The organism is Streptomyces sp. NPDC030814 (assembly GCF_055572155.1).
On record NZ_JBVIDX010000001.1, the window covers coordinates 290,926 to 308,667 of the forward strand.

At 72.6% G+C, this 17,742-nt stretch carries 16 protein-coding genes; 4 read left to right on the plus strand and 12 right to left on the minus strand.

What is annotated here, in order from left to right; translation table 11 throughout:
- Together ACZ43N_RS01195 and ACZ43N_RS01200 are read right to left on the minus strand one after the other, a co-directional pair.
- The coding region (locus tag ACZ43N_RS01195) for an FAD-dependent oxidoreductase (protein WP_468094248.1) at nucleotides 1-1,332 on the minus strand (1,332 nt) is incomplete at its 3' end.
- Nucleotides 1,333-1,359: 27 nt separating this feature from the next.
- Nucleotides 1,360-2,292 (minus strand): DUF4349 domain-containing protein, encoded by a 933-nt coding sequence (locus tag ACZ43N_RS01200; protein ID WP_468094249.1) that lies wholly within the window; start codon nucleotides 2,290-2,292, stop codon nucleotides 1,360-1,362.
- Nucleotides 2,293-2,459: 167 nt separating this feature from the next.
- Here ACZ43N_RS01200 and hemG point away from each other — a divergent pair, with 167 nt between their 5' ends.
- Both hemG and hemQ read left to right on the plus strand, forming a co-directional pair.
- Nucleotides 2,460-3,914: a protoporphyrinogen oxidase gene (gene hemG / locus ACZ43N_RS01205; protein WP_468094250.1), complete on the plus strand. Its 1,455-nt coding sequence runs from the start codon at nucleotides 2,460-2,462 to the stop codon at nucleotides 3,912-3,914.
- Nucleotides 3,915-3,919: 5 nt separating this feature from the next.
- On the plus strand, nucleotides 3,920-4,651 hold the full coding sequence (gene hemQ, locus ACZ43N_RS01210; protein ID WP_468094251.1) for a hydrogen peroxide-dependent heme synthase: 732 nt from the start codon (nucleotides 3,920-3,922) through the stop codon (nucleotides 4,649-4,651).
- Between the two features lie 161 nt (nucleotides 4,652-4,812).
- On the opposite strand, the gene ACZ43N_RS01215 is transcribed toward hemQ, so the two are convergent.
- The 6 genes from ACZ43N_RS01215 to ACZ43N_RS01240 all read right to left on the minus strand — a co-directional run bounded on the left by ACZ43N_RS01215 (nucleotide 4,813) and on the right by ACZ43N_RS01240 (nucleotide 11,710).
- On the minus strand, nucleotides 4,813-6,447 hold the full coding sequence (locus ACZ43N_RS01215) for an alpha/beta hydrolase (protein WP_468094252.1): 1,635 nt from the start codon (nucleotides 6,445-6,447) through the stop codon (nucleotides 4,813-4,815).
- A 107-nt stretch (nucleotides 6,448-6,554) separates the two neighbouring features.
- Nucleotides 6,555-7,343, minus strand: a complete 789-nt coding sequence (locus tag ACZ43N_RS01220; RefSeq protein WP_468094253.1) for a DUF4142 domain-containing protein — start codon at nucleotides 7,341-7,343, stop codon at nucleotides 6,555-6,557.
- Between the two features lie 289 nt (nucleotides 7,344-7,632).
- Nucleotides 7,633-9,030 (minus strand): MbnB/TglH/ChrH family RiPP precursor modification enzyme, encoded by a 1,398-nt coding sequence (locus ACZ43N_RS01225; RefSeq protein WP_468094254.1) that lies wholly within the window; start codon nucleotides 9,028-9,030, stop codon nucleotides 7,633-7,635.
- Between the two features lie 149 nt (nucleotides 9,031-9,179).
- The gene (locus ACZ43N_RS01230) at nucleotides 9,180-9,989 is read right to left on the minus strand and encodes a DUF4142 domain-containing protein (RefSeq protein ID WP_468094255.1); all 810 of its coding nucleotides are present in this window, start codon (nucleotides 9,987-9,989) and stop codon (nucleotides 9,180-9,182) included.
- 129 nt (nucleotides 9,990-10,118) lie between these two features.
- Complete coding sequence (locus ACZ43N_RS01235) at nucleotides 10,119-10,727, minus strand: DUF4142 domain-containing protein (RefSeq protein WP_468073269.1); 609 nt, start codon at nucleotides 10,725-10,727, stop codon at nucleotides 10,119-10,121.
- Nucleotides 10,728-10,972: 245 nt separating this feature from the next.
- A complete protein-coding gene (locus tag ACZ43N_RS01240) occupies nucleotides 10,973-11,710 on the minus strand; it encodes a peptidyl-tRNA hydrolase (RefSeq protein ID WP_468094670.1) in 738 nt (245 codons plus the stop codon).
- Between the two features lie 348 nt (nucleotides 11,711-12,058).
- On the opposite strand from ACZ43N_RS01240, the gene ACZ43N_RS01245 reads away from it, so the two are divergent.
- Nucleotides 12,059-13,042, plus strand: coding sequence for an ABC transporter ATP-binding protein (locus ACZ43N_RS01245; protein ID WP_468094256.1), 984 nt, complete (start codon nucleotides 12,059-12,061; stop codon nucleotides 13,040-13,042).
- Complete coding sequence (locus ACZ43N_RS01250) at nucleotides 13,042-13,713, plus strand: ABC transporter (RefSeq protein WP_468094257.1); 672 nt, start codon at nucleotides 13,042-13,044, stop codon at nucleotides 13,711-13,713. Before ACZ43N_RS01245 ends, ACZ43N_RS01250 begins: the two co-directional genes overlap by 1 nt.
- 20 nt (nucleotides 13,714-13,733) lie before the next feature.
- Here the strand turns inward: ACZ43N_RS01250 and ACZ43N_RS01255 are convergent, their stop codons facing one another.
- From ACZ43N_RS01255 to ACZ43N_RS01270, 4 genes are all read right to left on the minus strand, one after another.
- Nucleotides 13,734-13,961 carry a hypothetical protein gene (locus tag ACZ43N_RS01255; protein WP_468094258.1) on the minus strand — a complete coding sequence of 76 codons (228 nt, stop codon included), beginning with the start codon at nucleotides 13,959-13,961 and terminating at the stop codon, nucleotides 13,734-13,736.
- 71 nt (nucleotides 13,962-14,032) lie between these two features.
- Nucleotides 14,033-14,902, minus strand: a complete 870-nt coding sequence (locus tag ACZ43N_RS01260; RefSeq protein ID WP_468094259.1) for a polysaccharide deacetylase family protein — start codon at nucleotides 14,900-14,902, stop codon at nucleotides 14,033-14,035.
- Between the two features lie 234 nt (nucleotides 14,903-15,136).
- Nucleotides 15,137-16,504 (minus strand): PhoX family protein, encoded by a 1,368-nt coding sequence (locus tag ACZ43N_RS01265; protein WP_468094260.1) that lies wholly within the window; start codon nucleotides 16,502-16,504, stop codon nucleotides 15,137-15,139.
- A gap of 105 nt (nucleotides 16,505-16,609) precedes the next feature.
- Nucleotides 16,610-17,605, minus strand: coding sequence for a slipin family protein (locus ACZ43N_RS01270; protein WP_468094261.1), 996 nt, complete (start codon nucleotides 17,603-17,605; stop codon nucleotides 16,610-16,612).
- Between the last annotated feature and the right edge of the window lie 137 nt (nucleotides 17,606-17,742).

A 17,742-nucleotide genomic window follows, 5' to 3' on the forward strand; every position in this document is an offset into this window, starting at 1 on the left:
GGAGAAAGGCGGGGCGTAGCCCAGGTCCAGGGCTGTCATCTGCTCGACCGTCATGCCTGCCGTCAGGGCCACGGCGGCGATGTCGACGCGCTTGCCCGCGCCCTCCCGGCCGACGATCTGGACGCCGAGGAGGCGGCCCGTGCGGCGTTCGGCGAGCATCTTGACCGTCATGGGGGCGGCACCCGGGTAGTAGCCGGCGCGGCTGGTGGACTCGATGGTGACGGCGACGTACTGGAGGCCCGCGCGGTGGGCGTCCTTCTCGCGCAGGCCGGTGCGGGCGATCTCCAGGTCGCAGACCTTGCTGACGGCGGTGCCGACGACGCCGGGGAAGGTGGCGTAGCCGCCGCCGACGTTCGCGCCGATGACCTGCCCGTGCTTGTTGGCGTGGGTGCCCAGCGGGATGTGGCGCTCACGGCCGGAGACCAGGTCGAGTACCTCCACGCAGTCGCCGCCCGCCCAGATGTCCTCGTGGCCGCGGACCCGCATCGACAGGTCGGTCAGCAGGCCGCCACGGTCACCCAGGGGAAGACCTGCCGCCCTCGCCAGCTCCGTCTCGGGGCGCACCCCGATACCGAGGACCACCACGTCCGCCGGGTACTCGGCGTCGTCCGTGGCGACCGCGCGGACCCTGCCGTCGTCGCCGGTGAGGAACTTGGTTACCTCGGCGTCGTCGACCATGGTGATGCCCATGCCCTCCATGGCCCGGTGCACCAGGCGGCCCATGTCCGGATCCAGCGTCGTCATCGGCTGCTTGCCGCGGTTGACGACCGTGACCTCGTACCCCCGGTTGATGAGGGCCTCGGCCATCTCCACGCCGATGTAGCCGGCCCCCACGACCACCGCGCGGCGGCCCTCGACGGCGGCCAGCGTGTCGAGGAGGGCCTGGCCGTCGTCCAGGTTCTGCACACCGTGCACCCCGGGGGCGTCGACGCCGGGCAGGCCGGGGCGGATCGGGCGGGCGCCGGTCGCGATCACGAGCTTGTCGTACGACGTCCAGTACTCCTCGCCGGTGTCGAGCCCACGCGCGCGCACGCGCCTGTCCTCGACATCGATCTCCACGACCTCCGTGCGCATCCGGAGCTCGATGTCCCGGGCCCGGTGCTCCTCGGGCGACCGGGCGATGAGCCGGTCCCGTTCGGGGACGTCGCCGCCGACCCAGTACGGGATGCCGCACGCCGAGTACGAGGTGAAGTGGCCCCGCTCGAACGCCACGATCTCCAACTCGCCGGGCCCTCGCAACCTGCGCGCCTGCGACGCGGCGGACATGCCCGCCGCGTCGCCCCCGACGACCACCAGGCGTTCCCTCGAACGTTCCGTACGGCTCATGTTCATGGGAACACGCTACGACCGCCCCGCATTTCAGCTCTCCTCGCCGCCTTCCGGCTCGGCGGCCGGGGCGGGGCGCCGCGAACGGCCGAAGAAGCGGAACCACAGCAGCAGGACGAGGGCCGTGGCCGCCGCGAACGGCAGGACCGCGGCGAGGGCCATGCCCAGCCAGCGGAACACCGCGACGAACGCGTTCCAGCCGCCCGCCAGCGCATCCACGAATCCCGCCTCGTCGTCCTTGTCGGCCTTCTTCACCGCGGTCTCAGACAGCGACAGCGTGATGGTGGCGAGGCTGGTGCGGTCCTTCAGGGACTTCTGCCGGGCGAGCAGCGACTCCAGGTCCGCCTGACGGGTGCTCAACTCGCCCTCCAGCGCGACCACATCGCTGATCTTGGTCGCCCGGTCCATCAACTCGCGGATACGGGCCACACTCGCCCGCTGCGTCATGATGCGGCTCTCCACATCCACGACCTGGTCGGTGACGTCCTCCGCCTTGGCCTTGCGCTCGACCAGCTTGCCGGTGCCCTCCAGCGTGGTGAGGACCTCCTCGTGCTTCTCGGTGGGCACCCGCAGCACGACCCGGGTGCGCTCGCGGCCCTCGCCGTCGCGGGTCGTGGACTCGTCGCCCACGAACCCGCCCGCGTTCTCGGTGGCCGTCCGGGCCTCCTCCAGTGCCTTCGGTACGTCCTTCACCCGCACGGTGAGGGTGGCGGTGCGGATGATGTGGCTGGGCCCGAGCTTCGGCGGCGTGTCGGCCGACTGGTTCCTCTTCGAGCCGCCGACCCTGTCGCCGTTCAGCGCCCCTTCCTGGTCGACCGACACGTCTGCCTTGCTGTCGGAGGCCGCCTCGCCGCCCGAGGCGTCGTCGCCGGCACCACAGCCGGTGAGCGCCAGGGCGGCGGCGAGGAACAGGGCGGCGAGGGCCCCTGCGGGCCGTCGGGACCGTCGTCCATGTGTGTGGGCCATTGCGGCTTACCCCCGAGAGTCGTGTCCGGCTTGTTCGGTGCCGCTCCTTCGACGCCGGAGCGGGCCGGAACGTTGGCGGGATCCGGTCCCGATGCGGTCACGGTCAGGACTCGGTGGGGCCACACGGCCCTAGCTGCACCCTCAACGCCATCTGAGAGGGTGGACGCATGAGCGGATCACGTCCGGACACCGGACATGTCGTCGTCATCGGGGCCGGTATCGCGGGGCTGGCCGCCGCGCACACCCTGCTGGACCGGGGTGCCGGTGTCACCGTCCTGGAGGCCTCGGACCGGGTCGGCGGCAAACTGCTGCCCGGCGAGATCGCGGGCGCGCGGGTCGACCTCGGCGCCGAGTCCCTGCTGGCGCGCCGCCCCGAGGCGGTCGACCTCGCGCGGCAGGTCGGACTCGCCGACCGGCTCCAGCCGCCCGCCACCGCCACGGCCTCGCTGTGGACCCGGGGTGCTCTGCGGCCCATGCCGAAGGGACATGTCATGGGCGTCCCCGGCACCGCGTCCGCCCTCCTGGGAGTGCTGTCCGACGAGGGCCTCGCCCGCATCGAGCGCGACGCCGACCTGCCCCGCACGGAGGTCGGCGACGACGTGGCGGTGGGGGAGTACGTGGCGGCCCGCCTCGGCAGGGAGGTCGTGGACCGCCTCGTGGAGCCGCTGCTCGGCGGCGTCTACGCGGGCGACGCGTACCGCATCTCGATGCGCTCGGCCGTCCCTCAGCTCTTCCAGGTCGCCCGCACGCACACCTCCCTCACCGAGGGCGTCCGGGAGATCCAGGCCCGCGCGGCCGCCGCCCAGCAGACCGGCCCCGTCTTCATGGGCATCGAGGGCGGAGTGGGCCGACTGCCGCTCGCGGTGGCCGAGTCGGTGCGGGCACGCGGCGCCGAGGTCCTCACCCGCACCCCCGTCACCGAGCTGCGCCGCGAGGCCACCGGAGGCTGGCGCGTCACCGCCGGGGACCGGGTGCTGCATGCCGACGCCGTCGTCGTCGCCGTCCCCGCCCCGGTCGCCGCCGACCTGCTGCGCGCCGAGGCCCCCGGGGCCGCCGCCGAACTCGCCGGGGTCGAGTACGCGTCCATGGCCCTCGTCACGCTCGCCTACCGCCGCGCCGACGTCAGCCTCCCCGAGGGCAGCGGTTTCCTGGTGCCGCCGGTCGACGGGCGCACCATCAAGGCGTCCACCTTCGCCTCCCAGAAGTGGGGCTGGATCGCCGACCAGAACCCCGGCCTGCTCGTCCTGCGCACCTCCGTCGGCCGCTACGGCGAGACGGAGATCCTGGAGCACGACGACACCCATCTCGTCGACGTCTCCCGCCACGACCTGCGTGAGGCCACCGGCCTGACCGCCACCCCCGTCGAGACCCGCGTCACCCGCTGGGACGACGGCCTGCCCCAGTACCCGGTCGGCCACCACGCGCGTGTGGCCCGCGTCCGTGAGCACCTCGGCAAGCTGCCCGGCCTCGCCGTCTGCGGGGCGGCGTACGACGGCGTCGGCATCCCCGCCTGCATCGCGAGCGCGGTCGCCGCCGTCGACCAGATCCACGGTGACCTGCGCGCTGTGCAGCACCTCACGGCCAACCCGGTGCAGAGCCTGCACGGCGGAGCGGGAGAATGAGTTCCATGAGCGACGACGCCCCCACCACCGAGCCCGGCCGTGTCCCGAACAAGGGCAAGCTGGCCAAGGACCTCAACGAGGTCATCCGCTACACGCTGTGGTCCGTCTTCAAGCTGAAGGACGTGCTCCCGGAGGACCGCACCGGTTACGCCGACGAGGTCCAGGAGCTGTTCGACCAGCTCGCCGCGAAGGACGTGACCGTGCGGGGCACGTACGACGTGTCGGGCCTGCGCGCCGACGCCGACCTCATGATCTGGTGGCACGCCGAGACCAGCGACCAGCTCCAGGAGGCGTACAACCTCTTCCGCCGCACCCGGCTGGGCCGCGCGCTCACACCGGTGTGGTCGAACATGGCGCTGCACCGCCCCGCCGAGTTCAACCGCTCGCACATCCCGGCGTTCCTCGCCGACGAGACGCCCCGCGACTACATCAGCGTCTACCCCTTCGTGCGCTCCTACGACTGGTACCTGCTGCCCGACGAGGACCGTCGCCGGATGCTCGCCGACCACGGCAAGATGGCCCGCGGCTTCCCCGACGTCCGCGCCAACACGGTCGCCTCGTTCTCGCTGGGCGACTACGAGTGGATCCTGGCGTTCGAGGCCAACGAGCTGTACCGCATCGTCGACCTCATGCGCCACCTGCGGGCCTCCGAGGCCCGGATGCACGTCCGGGAGGAGATCCCGTTCTACACCGGCCGCCGGAAGTCGGTCGCGGAACTGGTCGAGGGCCTGGCCTGAGGACCCCTAAGGGCGGTCCCGTAGTCCGCGGCGCCCGCCTGGGATTTCGGGAAAGCCCCCAGGGGCTGTTGTGAAAGTCCCGCACAGCACCCGCGGCGCCTGGCACGCACCCTCGGCGCACCGGACACCGCGGGCACCGCACAGGACTTTCACAACAGCCCCTAGCCGGGCTCCCCGCGCCCCGCGAGGGGCGCGGGGAACCGCACGGCCGGACCCGCCTCGGCCGGCCGGCCGGCCGACAGGGCGGTCGCGGATCGCGCGGAGCCGGGCTTCGGGTCCGCCCGCCCCGCACAGGCCGCCCGTCCCACGGGCACCCGGCCCCTCAGCAGGTACGCCTCCAGGTGCGCGTGGACGCACGTGTTGGGCCCGCCCGTGACGCCATGGCTCCCGGCGTCCCGCTCGGTCACCAGGGCCGATCCCCAGAGCCGCCGATGCAATGCGATCGCCCCCTCGTACGGGGCGGCCGCGTCCAGCTCGGCCGCGAGAATCAGCGTCGGAGGCAGCTCACCGGGCCCCGTGCGCACGTCCAGGGGACGCTGCCGAGGCCCCGGCCAGTACGCGCACGGCAGGTTCGTCCACACGTTGCCCCAGGTCTGGAAGGGCGCCGTCCGGGCGAGCCTGGTGTTGTCGCGGTCCCAGACGCGGAAGTCCGTCGGCCAGGACGCGTCGTTGCACGTGACGGCCGTGTGCACCGCCTTCGCGTTCTCCTCCTCGACGGCCGCCTCCGGGTACGGCCCGGCCAGCTGGATCAGTGGCTTCGCGTCCCCCCGCAGATAGGCGGAGAGGGCGAGCGCGCGTTGCGGCCAGTAGTCGTCGTAGTGGGCGGCCTGCAGGAACGTGCTCTGCAACTGCCCCGGTCCCACCTTGCCGCCGGCCGGCCGGGCGGCCAGACGCGCCGCCGCCCGCTCGTAGCTGTGCAGCACCTTCTCCGGGGTGTTCCCCAGCCGGTACACCTTGTGGTGCTTGGCGATCCACCTCCTCAGGTCCGCCCAGCGCGCCTCGAACGCCGCCGACTGGTCGAGGGTGTCGCGGTACCAGATCCGCTCGGGGGCCGGGTTCAGCGCCGAGTCGAAGACCATGCGGCGTACCCGTGAGGGGAACAGCGTCGCGTACAGCGCCCCGAAGTAGCTGCCGTACGACACCCCCATGAAGGTCAGCCGGGGCTCGCCCAGCGCAGCGCGCAGCACGTCGAGGTCGCGGGCGTTGTTGAGCGAGTGGTAGTGCCGCAGCGCGTACCCGGCCCGCTGCGCGCACTGGCGCGCGTATGCCTTCGCCCGCGCGATCCGCTGCTCCTTGTACGCCGCCGCGGGAGGCGTCGGCTCGGGGGAGGGGCCCTGGTGCAGTCGCTTCGGGTCCTGGCAGGACAGCGGCGCCGACCGCCCGACGCCGCGCGGGGCGTACCCGACGAGGTCGTACGCGGCCGCGATCCGCTTCCACTGCGGCAGGAATCCCATGAGCGGGAAGTACATGCCGGAGCCGCCGGGCCCGCCGGGGTTGAACACGAGCGCCCCCTGGCGGCGGACCTTGCCCTTGGCCGCGACCCGGCTGACCGTGAGGGAGATCTGCTTGCCGTAGGGCCGGGCATAGTCGAGCGGCACCTTGACCGTCCCGCACCGCATCCCGTCCGGCAGCCCCTCCTTCGCCGGACACCTTCCGAACCGGATGCCCTCCTCCGCCGCCCGCCTGGCCGCGACGCTCACCCCCAGGACCCCGGTCGTCTCGCCCCCCGCCGGCGCGGCGGCGACACCGCTCAGCAACACCGCCCCGACCGTCCCGTAGAGCACGGCAGCCCGCATCGCGTATCCCTCCGCTGTGCAAATAGCAATAAAAGGGATGTTTCGTTCGGGAGGGGTGAATGTAAAGCACCGGCCGCCGGTGTCGCCGTATCGCGGCGGCTCAGTCCTCAGCCGTCGCCGTCCGCGCGCGGCCCCGTCGCCGCCGGTGGGAGGGAGTAGCGCTGCGAGGGTGACGTCGTCGGGGAAGGGGTCACCGGGATGGGTGAGCCGGGGTCGTCCAGGGGGCCAGGCGGGGCGGGGGAGTTGGTGAGGGGCGGGGCGCTCGCGGAGGCCGCGTCCCGCGCGATCGCGTCGTAGTCGACGAGCCCGGTGGCCTCCAGGACCTTGATGTGGTCGAGGACGGTGGTGTTGGCGTCGTCGGCGAGATCGCGGACCAGCGAGTTGCGGGTGGTGGCGCGGACCTGGGCGACGACGGAGAACACCTTGCCGTGGGCCGTCCGCAGGATGTTCGCGAACTCCCGGTCGTACTGGTCGCCCTGTGCCGCGTCGAGCGTGCCGAGCCAGGCCTTCTGCTGGTCGTTCGGCTGGTTGGGCAGGGCCAGCCCGAGCCGGGCGGCGACATTGCGGACCCGGGCGTCGAGGAAGGTGTGCCCCTCGACGAGGTGCTCGCCGGCCGTCCGGACGGCCTTGGTGGTGCCCTTCGCCTGGGCCTGCTGTCCGGCGGGGAGTTCCCACAGGCCCGCCAGTCTGACCTTCGTGATGAACTCCCGGTCCAGCGCGGACAGCGCACCGTACTGCGTCGTCACCGTGGACGCGTTCAGTGTGTCGACGCCGGTGCCCGAGCGGTCCGTGTACGACCAGATCGGGAAGATCAGTGCCAGGAGCGTCGCCGTGAGTCCGGCGACGATGAGTCCTGTCCCATTGAGCAGTCCTCTGCTGCGTTTGTCGGATCGCATGGTGCCTCCTGCTTGCGGCACCGCACGCTAGTGCGCTTCGGGTGCGGGTTGGCCTTCGATCCGGCATGTTACTGCCCGGTCTACGCCAACTTCCGTACGAGGAGGAAGGGTTGCGGATGGTACAAATCGCTCCGGATGGGGTGTCCGGAGCGGTGGACAGGTCAGGTGAAAGCGGAGTGAACAGGGCGTGAAACCCGTGTGTGGGCACGGGTTTGTTAATCGCAGCACATCTCGGGCGCGCGGGAAGCCGCCGCGCCCACGGGCGGGCGGGACGGGGCGCGCCCGGCGCTCAGCGGCGCAGCAGCACCCTGCGGGTCGCGCGGGCCAGCCGCGCGGTCGGACGCCGGGAGAGAGGCGCCGGGCCGGAGCGCTCCAGCCACCACTCACGCAGCGCACGCCGGGTGCCCGCGTCCTCGACACGGTCGCCGAGCAGCACATGCTCGGCGAAGGACAGCGCGTCGCGCCGGTAGCCGTCGGTCATCGGGTGGCCCTGCGCGTAGGCCAGGAACGCCGGCCGGTACGACGTGCCCAGGATCTCCGGCAGCTCCGGTGCCACCTTGCCCACGACGTCCGCCCGCTTGGCCGCGAGCGCCCGGGCCTGCACGCTCAGCCGGACCCGGTCGAACCCCTCGGGCACCGGTGTCCCCGCGACCAGTGCCGACAACAGCGCGGCCTGGGCGAGCCCGAGCCGCTGCCGGGCCTCGGGCTCGCCATCGGCACCCGGCGCCTCTTCGGCGGACGCGGCCGGTTCGATCGTCGTGGCCGGTTCGATCGTCGTGGCCGGAGCCGTCGTCGCGGCCGGCGTGGTCGACCCGCGCGGCGCAGCGGTTTCGCCCTGCGCCCTGGCGGTCCTCAGCACGCCCCGGATCGCACCCAGCTCCCGCTCCAGCTCGGCCGGCTCGGGGAAGTTCTCGTCGCGCTCCAGGAGGACGCCGGGCGGGGTGACGCGGGAGGCGAGGTCGGCGAGGACGTCGAGGACCTGCCGGGGGACGGGGTGGGCGTGGCTGTCGTGCCAGACGCCGTCCCGCTCGAAACCACCCGCCACATGGACGTACGCGATGGCCTCGACCGGCAGTTCGTCCAGCGCCTTCGCCGGGTCCTCGCCCCGGTTGACGTGGTTGGTGTGGAGGTTCGCCACGTCGATGAGGAGCCGGACCCCGGTGCGGTCGACGAGGTCGTACAGGAACTGCCCCTCCGTCATCTCCTCGCCCGGCCAGTTGATCAGGGCCGCGATGTTCTCCAGGGCCAGCGGCACGGGCAGCGCGTCCTGGGCGACGCGCACGTTTTCGCACAGCACGTCCAGCGCGTCGCGGGTGCGCGGCACCGGCAGCAGATGCCCGGCCTCCAGCTGCGGCGACGCGGTGAGGGTGCCCCCCGCGCGCACGAACGCGATGTGCTCGGTGACGAGAGGCGCCCCGAGGGCCTCCGCGCGCTCCGCGAGGTTGCGCAGCCGCTGCTCGTCGGGGCGGTCGGCGCCGCCGAGGCCGAGCGAGACGCCGTGCGGCACGACCGTGACGCCCCGCTCGCGCAGCCGCAGCAGCGACTCGGGGATGTGGCCGGGGCAGACGTTCTCGGCGACGACCTCGACCCAGTCGACGCCGCCGGCCGACCCGGCCATGCGCTCGACGGCGTCCGCGATCTCCGGACGCCATCCGATCCCCGTACCCAGCTGCCTGATCCGCTCCATCGTCCCCTCCTCGGTCACGGCTGCACCCAGACCCTGTGTGCGTCTCCTTACGGCGGACCTGTGTTCCGGCGTGACGGAGTCATGGCCCCGCCGCCCGGAGCCGAACCCCGAGAAGGGGACCTTCAGAGCAACATTTGAGCTTTCGGCGGCTACTGGACCTGCGGTTCGCCCTGGTCCTTGTTCAGCTCCTCCGGGTCGGGGCGGCCGGTGGGGACGAGGCCGGGCGTGGTCGGCGACGGCTTCGACCGCACATCGGGGTTGGTCGACGGCTCCGCGGCGGGCGCGGGCTGCACGATCTGCCCCGGCACCGGCGGCGGCGGGCCGGTCGGGCTCGCCGTGCCGCTGACCGAGTTGTCGGCGATCTGGGCGAAGTCGATCTCCCCGGTCGCCTCCAGGATCGTGATGTGGTCTAGCACGGTCTGGTTGGCGTCGGAGGCCAGCTGGCGGACCAGGGTGTTGCGGGTCTGGTTCCGCACGGCGGCGATGGCCGGGAAGATCTTGCCGTGCGCGGCCCGCAGCAGGTTCGCCCAGGTCTTGTTGTACTCGGCCTCGGTCTTGGCGGCGGTCATCTCGTCCAGCCAGCCCTGCTGCTGGGCGTTGGGCTGGTTCGGCAGCTCGACGCCCAGCTTCGCCGCGATGATCCGGGACCGCTTGTCCAGGTCGGTGTGACCCTTGATCAGGTGGTCCGCGGCCTCCCTGACGGACTTGCTGCCGCTGCGCTCCAGGGCCTGCTGGCCGGCCGGCAGCTCCCACAGGCCGGCGAGCCGCACCCGGATGATGAGGTCGCGGTCGGTGGGGGTGAGCGGACCCCACTGCGTGGTCACCGTGTCACCGGTGGGCACGGCCGCGGCGGCGGCCGCGTTGCGGTTGGGGTACGAGTAGAACACGGGGTAGGCGACCGCACTGACTGTGCCGACGATCGCCACGGCGACGAGGACAGAGCCCTTGGAGCGTCGCAAAGGTGCCTCCCGGAGGAAACCAACTGGTCGTTGGGGACTGAAGTGTTGCTGGGCGTGGAATGGGGGTGCGGGCCGTCCGGACCCCGCCGCTCGGGCGGCGGGCCGACGGCCACGTACGTACCGCGGGCGTCAGATCGTGCCGTTGGCGATGGCGTCGAAGTCGACCTGGCCGGTCTTCTCCAGCATCGTGATGTGGTCGAGCACGGTCTGGTTGGTGTCCGAGGCCAGCTGGCGCACCAGCGTGTTCTCGGTCATGTTCCGCACCGTGCCGATGGCCGGGAAGATCTTGCCGTGGGCCGAGCGCAGCAGATTCGCCCAGACGCGGTCGTACTGGTCGTCGGTGGCGTTGGACATCTGCTGGAGGAAGCCCTGCTGCTGGGCGTTCGGCTGGTTCGGCAGTTCGACGTTCAGCTGCTCCGCCACGGCCCGCACCCGCTGGTCGAGGTCCTTGTGACCCACGATCAGATGGTCCGCGGCCTCCTTGACGGCCGGGCTCTTCGACCGCTGCATCGCCTGCTCGGCGGCCGGCAGCTCCCACAGCCCCGCCAGCCGCACCCTGATGATCAGGTCACGGTCGGCGGCCGTCAGCGGCCCCCACTGGGTGTTGACCGTGCCGGCCGCCATGTTGGCCTGAGCAGTGCCCGAGCGGTCGGCGTAGGACCAGACGGGGAACGCAAGCGCTCCGACGGTGACGACGAGCGCCAGGCTGGCGATGACCGAGCCATTGATACGCCGCAAAATGAGCCTCCCGGGTAATGCCAACTGGTCGTTGGGGCAGTTGCTTGGCCAGTGCCGGGAGATACGTACGCGATCGTCAGGCTGTTCAACGACGCCGCACAGTCACCGAAAAGCACCTCCGGCCGCTTCTTCGGATGTCTGTCCGAGGACGGGGGCTGATCGGTCGGTGCGGGGAACGCCGGCCGGTCGGCCGGAGGGCGGGGAAGGGCTCCGGCTGGTCGTCCGGGGCGTCCGGTATGCGGGGGTCAGCCGCGCAGGGCCGGGTGGTCCGCGACCACCGTGCAGGAGCCCGGTGCGATCTCCGTGAAGCCCGCGTCACGGACGAGGGGGAGGCCGGAGGTGGTCAGGGCGTGCCATCGGGCGGGGTCCGCGGTGCGGACGGCGAAGGGGAACCCGGCGTCACGCCAGGCGGTGCGGTCCTCCTCGGAGAGGTCCCACCAGGCGAGTTGTGCGCCGTGCCCCGCCTGAGCCATGGCCTTGCCCGCCGACATCTGGACCTCGGGGTTCAGCCACAGCACCGGGGCGGCGGGACCGGCGTCGACCGGCGGCTCCGGGTCGTCGAGGTCCGTGCCGGACACCTGCAGACGGGCCAGCTCCTTGGGCCAGCCGTCCAGCGGGACGGGCGGGAAGACGCGCACCTCGGCCGCCTTGCCCGTCACCGTGATCCCGGGCAGCGCCTCCGCCCGCCGCCACTCCGCGCCGCGCGCCCGCCGCACCACCTTGCGGATACGGGCGTCCTGCCAGCTACGCATCGCCTCGGCCCACTCTCCCTCGCCGGCCGACCGCTCGTCGCTCAGCATGACCAGCACGGCGCGCGCCGCCGTCTCCAGCGCGTCCGTGCGCGCCGGGGGCTCGGCCCGCTCGATCCGCACGACCAGCGGCAGCACGAACTGCGGTGCCTCGTCACGAGCGGTCCGCTCGTGCCGGAAGGGGCTGTCCTGCGCCGGGGCGTACGACTGAGGGGCTGCCGGGTCCGTGCTCAGGCCCCCGGCGGGGACGGACGCCGGGGCCGGGGGCGAGGCGGGGGCCGGAGCCGGGACGGAAGCCGGGTCAGGGGTGGAGGACGGGTCACTGGTGGTCACGTCCCCAGTCTGCCAGCGGCTGCGCAGCGCCGGCCGCCCGCATCGGAGCAGGCGGATCGGGGCACGCCGGCTGAGGCTCGCGCACCGAGACGTGCGGGGCGTCCGTGGCCGCTCGTGCAGTCACCCGTCCCCTTACGGCACGGCCCCTGCTCGCCGACGCCGCCTCGGTCAACTACCGCTTCTCTTCGGCCGGATCGCAGACCGGCCCTTCCTCCCATGAGCTCGGAGGCATGTATGAGGATGGTCCGCATGGAACGTGAGTCACCGCTGAGCCCGGAGGGTGCGGGCCCCCTGCTGAGCCTGGAGGGCGTCGGGCGCCGTTACGGGTTCCGTGGCCAGTGGGTCCTGCGCGGCGTCGATCTGACGGTCACCCGGGGCACACTGATCCGGGTGCAGGGCGCGAACGGCACCGGCAAGTCGACGCTGCTCCGCGTGCTCGCCGGGATCGACACCCCCACCGAGGGCCGGATCACGGGACGCCCGCGTACGGCCTACGTCCCGGAGCGCTTCCCGGCGGCGATGCCGTTCACGGCCGCCGAGTACCTCACCCACCTCGGTGCCGTGCACGGCCTGGACCGCCCGGCCGCCGCTCGCGCCGCCGACGAGTGGCTGGAGCGCTTCGGTGCCGCCGAGTACGCCCGTACGCCGATGGCCCAGCTCTCCAAGGGCAGCAGCCAGAAGGTCGCGGTCGCCCAGGCCCTCCTCGCGGACCCGGAGCTGCTCGTTCTGGACGAGGCGTGGACCGGCCTCGACGCCGATGCCCGCGACGAGTTGGAGCGCGTGGTCGTGGAGCACACGACCGCCGGGTCCGCCGTGGTGTTCGTCGACCACGACCCGCGGCGCCTGGCGGGAGTGCCGGACGCGACGTACGCGGTGGCCGGGGGCGCCCTGGAACTCCGTACGGGGCGGGGAGCCGGGGCGGAGGTCGCTGCCGGCCCTTGCGTACTCATCGAGGCGCGCGGGCGTGTCGGTGTCCAAGTGCCGCAGGAGGTACTGAAGTTGACGGTCTCCGTCGAGGAAACCGTGTCGGGCGCACACCGGTTCACCGTTCCCGGGCCCCGGTCGGACGCGCTGTTGCGGGCGTTGCTGGGGGCGCGGCCGCCCTGGCACGTGATCGGCGTGGGGCACGCGGACGAACCGGCGGGGACGCGGCGACCGGAGGTGGGCGCCGGCCGGGAGACAGCGCCGGACGCGGACGACGTACGGGGCGAGCTGGAAGTGGAGAGTTCCTGATGACCGCGCTTGTCCGTTACCAGGCCGCGCTCCTCCTCCGCTCCCAGCGCTGGCTGCCGCCGGTCATCCTGTACGCGGCGTTCCTGGCCGTCGGCGTGCAGAGCGGACAACCGGTGCTCGACTCGCTCGGCTACACGGCGGCCGCGCTCCTGCCCGTCGCCGCCTGGCTGGTGCGGATCTGCGTGACCAACGAGCCCCCTGCCGCCCGCAGTTGTACGGGCGCGGCGGTCGGGCCCGGGCGCGCGCACCTGGCCTGCGTCCTGGTCGCGCTCGCGGCGGCCGGTCTCCTCGGCACGGCGGCCACGGTGATCGTCACGATCATCAGCGCCCCCACCAGCACGTCTCACGACACACGCGTCGAACCGCTTCCCGCAGGCGCCGCCGGTCTCCTCGCGATCCTCGCCTGCGCTCTCCTCGGCACGGCCGTCGGCGCCCTCACGAACTGGCCCCTGCTCCGCTCACCGGGCCGAGCCGTACCCGCCCTGCTCCTCGCCGCGCTCCTGTCCCTGGTGGTCGCGGGGTCCCCGGCGCGAGCGGCGATCACGGCTCTGGTGGACGGCTCCCGACGCGGCGCGATCCCGGTCCCCGCCCTGCCGGTCCTCGCGGCGGCCCTGTGCGCGGCGGCAGCGACGGCGGTGGCGTGCGCGTTGACGACACGGCGCACGCCGTGAGCGGGAGGGGCGGGCGCCCCTCAGCCCGAGCAAGCCGTGCGCTCGGCCTCCCGCCACTCGCACACGGGGCACAGGGTGATCCCCTTGTACGACTCGGGATACTCGGTCGGTTCCTGGCACAGGACGCAGGCGGCGAAGGGCGGACCGGCGGCGACAGGGGTCTGCCCCGCCGTCCCGGTGGCCGACCTGGGCGCGGGAGTCGAAGCCGGACCCGCGGTCGTCGTCTCGGTGCCGCAGTAGTCGCTCATATGTCCAGCGTAGGACGACGGAGGGCGCAGGGGCGGAGGGGAAAGCCCTGGGCAGCCGCCGTGCGGAGGACTCACGGCGTGGTGGCGGCCGTCGCCGCGACCAGCTCCGACACCCGCACGAGCCGGAAACCCCGCTCCCGCAGCGCGGGCACGATCATCCGCACCGCCCGCTCCGTGACGGGCGCGGCACTCCTCACGCAGTGCATCACGACGACGGACCCGGGCCGGACACGGTCCAGCACGCGCCGTGCGACCGCCGCCGGATCCGTGGCCTCGGCGTCCCCGCCCGCCACGTCCCACTGCACGGCCGTCACCCCGGACGAGCTGAGTTCCCGCAGGGCGCGGCGGTCGTAGCACCCGCCCGGGAACCGGAAGTACGGCATCGGGTTCATCACCCCCGCTTCGCGGAAGGCGGTGTAGGCCCGCTCGACGTCCGCCGCGACGCGGCCCGCCTCGAGGGAGGGCAGGCCGTGGCAGTCGGCGGTGAAGGCGTGGTGACCGTACGAGTGGTTCGCCACTTCGAAGAGGGGGTCCCGGCCGATCGACCGGGCCTGGATCGGGTACTCCTCGGCCCACCGCCCCGTCATGAACACGGTCGCCGGTACCTTCAGCCGCCGTAGCGTCGCGATGAGCCGCGGATTGTCGAACCGCTCGCCCGCGGCGGCCCGGGCCCCTTGCTCCGCGGTCATGTCCGCGTCGAAGGTGAGCGCGACCGTCCTGTCGCCCCGGCTGCGCGGCCCGTGCTCGAACACGGGCGCCAAGCCGGCCGGCCCCGGAGCGAGCGTGGGCGGCCGGGACGCCACGACCGCGTGATGAGCCGCCCCCGTGGCCGTGGCGGTGACCACTCGGGACGACGGCCGCAGCCCCCCACAGGCGGTCAGGGCGACCCCGAGCGCCCCGACCGCACAGAGCACCCTGACACCTCGCACAGGAACGATCACGCCATGAACGTAAACGGCCGACCCTCCCGACTCGTCCGATCACCTGCTCATCCACCCGGAATCCGCCCCGAAGTCACCCGCCCGGCCGACCGGGGCGGAACCATGAGCGGAGGGACGCACGCTGTCGCTGTGCGTCGGGTCGGCCGCGGGAGAGGACTGTCGTGGCCATGCGAGAGAGGGCGGACGCCCGCGGGTGTCCGCCCTCTCTTCCGTCCGTCGCAGCGGCCTGTCACGTCACGTACGGCGCCACGGCCCCGTCACCGCGAAGGTCGTTCCCGGTGTGTAGCAGTTGACGTACATCGTGCGGCCGTCGGGGGAGAACGTGACGCCCGCGAACTCGCCCCACTCGGGTTCCGTGGGCGTGCCGATGTTCTGGGCGTTGCGGGCCATGGCATAGACCTCGCCGCGGCGGGTGACGCCGTAGACGTGCTGGGCGCCGTTGCCGTCCTCGCAGACCATGAGGCCGCCGCTCGGGGCGAGGCAGATGTTGTCGGGGGACTCGCCGGGGAGCTGGATGTCGGTGTCAGGGCCGAAGACGATCACCAGGGTGAGGGTGCGGTGGTCGGGGTCGTAGCGCCAGATCTGGCCGTAGTGGTCGGCGGCGGAGCCGTCCGCGCTGCGGGCGAAGGACGAGACGAAGTAGACGCAGCGGCCGCCCCAGTAGCAGCCCTCCAGCTTCTGGGCGTGGGTGATGCCCTGGGGGCCGAAGTCCTGGTGGCGGATGGCCGTCGTGGTGGCCAGGGGGTCCGGGACGTCCACCCATTCGATCTTCTCGAAGCAGGCGCCCGTCTCCTGGATGGAGGACAGGTCGGGGACGCCGGGCACCCGCATCGCCTGCAGACGGCCGCCCGCGCGCAGGGAACCCGGGCCGCCCTTCGGCCGGTCGGGGAGGAAGCGGTAGAACAGGCCGAAGGGCCGCTCGAAGGCGTCCTCCGTCTCGTAGACGACGCCGCGCCCCGGGTCGACCGCGATCGCCTCGTGCTGGAAACGGCCCATCGCGGTGAGCGGCACGGCGCCGGAGCGGTGCGGGTCGGCCGGGTCGACCTCGAAGATGAAGCCGTGGTCCTTGGTGTAGCCGTTGGTGCCGGCCTTGTTCTCGGTCTCCTCGCAGGTCAGCCAGGTGCCCCACGGGGTCGGACCCCCCGCGCAGTTGACGGCGGTGCCGGCGATGGCGACGCGTTCGGCGAGGACGTTGCCGCGGGCGTCCAGCGTCAGGGCCGTACAGCCGCCCTTGCCGGCCGGGTCGTAGGTGAGACCCTCGATGGTGGGGACCGGGATACGGCCGGTGTGGCGGTTCTCGTGGTTGCGGACCAGATGGACGCGGCCGTGTCTGCCGGCGAAGGCGGACATGCCGTCGTGGTTGCTGGGGACGAGGCCCTCGCCGGAACGGAGCGGGTCGCCCTCGCGGGAGAGCACCCGATAGCGGAAACCTTTCGGCAGGTCGAGCAGGCCGTTCGGGTCGGGAATCAGCGGGCCGTAGCCGGTGTGGCCGAGGTCGCTCTGCGCGGCCGCAGTGCCCGCGAAGAGTTCGGACAGGGCTCCGGAGAACGCGATGCCTGCTCCCAGCGCACCGGTACGGGCCAGGGCCTGACGTCGAGTCACTGACACGGGACAACCTTCCTGTTGGCGGACAGGATGTGACCCGCCTGTGTGTATCACGGGGGTACGGCTGCGTGAACCACGCGCGTAGAAGGTGTTCCGCACGTATCACCCTGGCGGCGTGGGGTTGTCGGGTGTGACGGGTGGGAGATCGGGGGCGACCGGTGGGGTGTCCGGGGTCCGGTGGGGCGGGAGAGCGGCGGTGGACCCGGGCGGGCCCTGGAGTTCGGCAGGGGTTGCTGATCCTGGTGGCCCCTGGAGTTCCGTGGGGGTGGCCGATTCTGGTGGGCTCTGGGCAGGGGCGGCTGACTCCGATGGGCGCCGGGCCTCGGGACCCTCCTGTTCGGGGTGGCCGCGCTCCAGGAAGCGCAGGAGCTCCACCGGGATGGGGAGGACCAGGGTCGAGTTCTTCTCCGCGGCCACCGCCATCACCGTCTGGAGCAGGCGCAGCTGGAGGGCGGAGGGCGCCTCGGCCATCTGGTGGGCCGCTTCCGCCAGCTTCTTCGACGCCTGCAGCTCGGCGTCCGCGTTGATGATGCGGGCCCGGCGTTCCCGGTCGGCCTCGGCCTGGCGGGCCATCGACCGCTTCATCGTGTCGGGGAGGGAGACGTCCTTGATCTCGACGCGGTCGATGGTGACGCCCCACTCCACGGCGGGGCTGTCGATCATCAGCTCCAGGCCCTGGTTGAGCTTCTCGCGGTTGGACAGCAGATCGTCGAGGTCGCTCTTGCCGATGATCGAGCGCAGGGAGGTCTGCGCCATCTGGGAGACGGCGAAGCGGTAGTCCTCGACCCGGACGACCGCGCCGGCCGGGTCGACGACCTTGAAGTACACGACCGCGTCCACGCGGACCGTCACGTTGTCGCGGGTGATGCCCTCCTGGGCCGGCACGGGCATCGTCACGATCTGCATGTTCACCTTGCGGATGCGGTCGATGCCGGGGACGACCATGGTGAACCCGGGCGGCCTGGGGGTGCCGAGGAGACGGCCGAGGCGGAAGACGACGCCGCGTTCGTACTGCTTGATGACGCGGGCCGCCGCCGCGACGTAGACGGCAGCGCCGGCCGCGAGGGCCGCGGCTGCCGCGATGAGTGCTTCGCCCATGACGACCGCCCCTTCGAGTCGACCGTGACGACCGCCCCCCGGCCCCGCTCAGCCGTCGTCCATCTGAAGTCGGCGCATATCCACGCGAATACCACGATATGCCTTCGGGTGAGGGCTTGGGCGACTGTCGTTCGCCG

Coding starts and splice junctions, on each gene's coding strand:
- ACZ43N_RS01200 (WP_468094249.1), bottom strand. CDS start 2,292: ATGGCCCACACACATGGACGACGGTCCCGACGGCCCGCAGGGGCCCTC.
- hemG (WP_468094250.1), top strand. CDS start 2,460: ATGAGCGGATCACGTCCGGACACCGGACATGTCGTCGTCATCGGGGCC.
- hemQ (WP_468094251.1), top strand. CDS start 3,920: ATGAGCGACGACGCCCCCACCACCGAGCCCGGCCGTGTCCCGAACAAG.
- ACZ43N_RS01215 (WP_468094252.1), bottom strand. CDS start 6,447: ATGCGGGCTGCCGTGCTCTACGGGACGGTCGGGGCGGTGTTGCTGAGC.
- ACZ43N_RS01220 (WP_468094253.1), bottom strand. CDS start 7,343: ATGCGATCCGACAAACGCAGCAGAGGACTGCTCAATGGGACAGGACTC.
- ACZ43N_RS01225 (WP_468094254.1), bottom strand. CDS start 9,030: ATGGAGCGGATCAGGCAGCTGGGTACGGGGATCGGATGGCGTCCGGAG.
- ACZ43N_RS01245 (WP_468094256.1), top strand. CDS start 12,059: ATGGAACGTGAGTCACCGCTGAGCCCGGAGGGTGCGGGCCCCCTGCTG.
- ACZ43N_RS01250 (WP_468094257.1), top strand. CDS start 13,042: ATGACCGCGCTTGTCCGTTACCAGGCCGCGCTCCTCCTCCGCTCCCAG.
- ACZ43N_RS01255 (WP_468094258.1), bottom strand. CDS start 13,961: ATGAGCGACTACTGCGGCACCGAGACGACGACCGCGGGTCCGGCTTCG.
- ACZ43N_RS01270 (WP_468094261.1), bottom strand. CDS start 17,605: ATGGGCGAAGCACTCATCGCGGCAGCCGCGGCCCTCGCGGCCGGCGCT.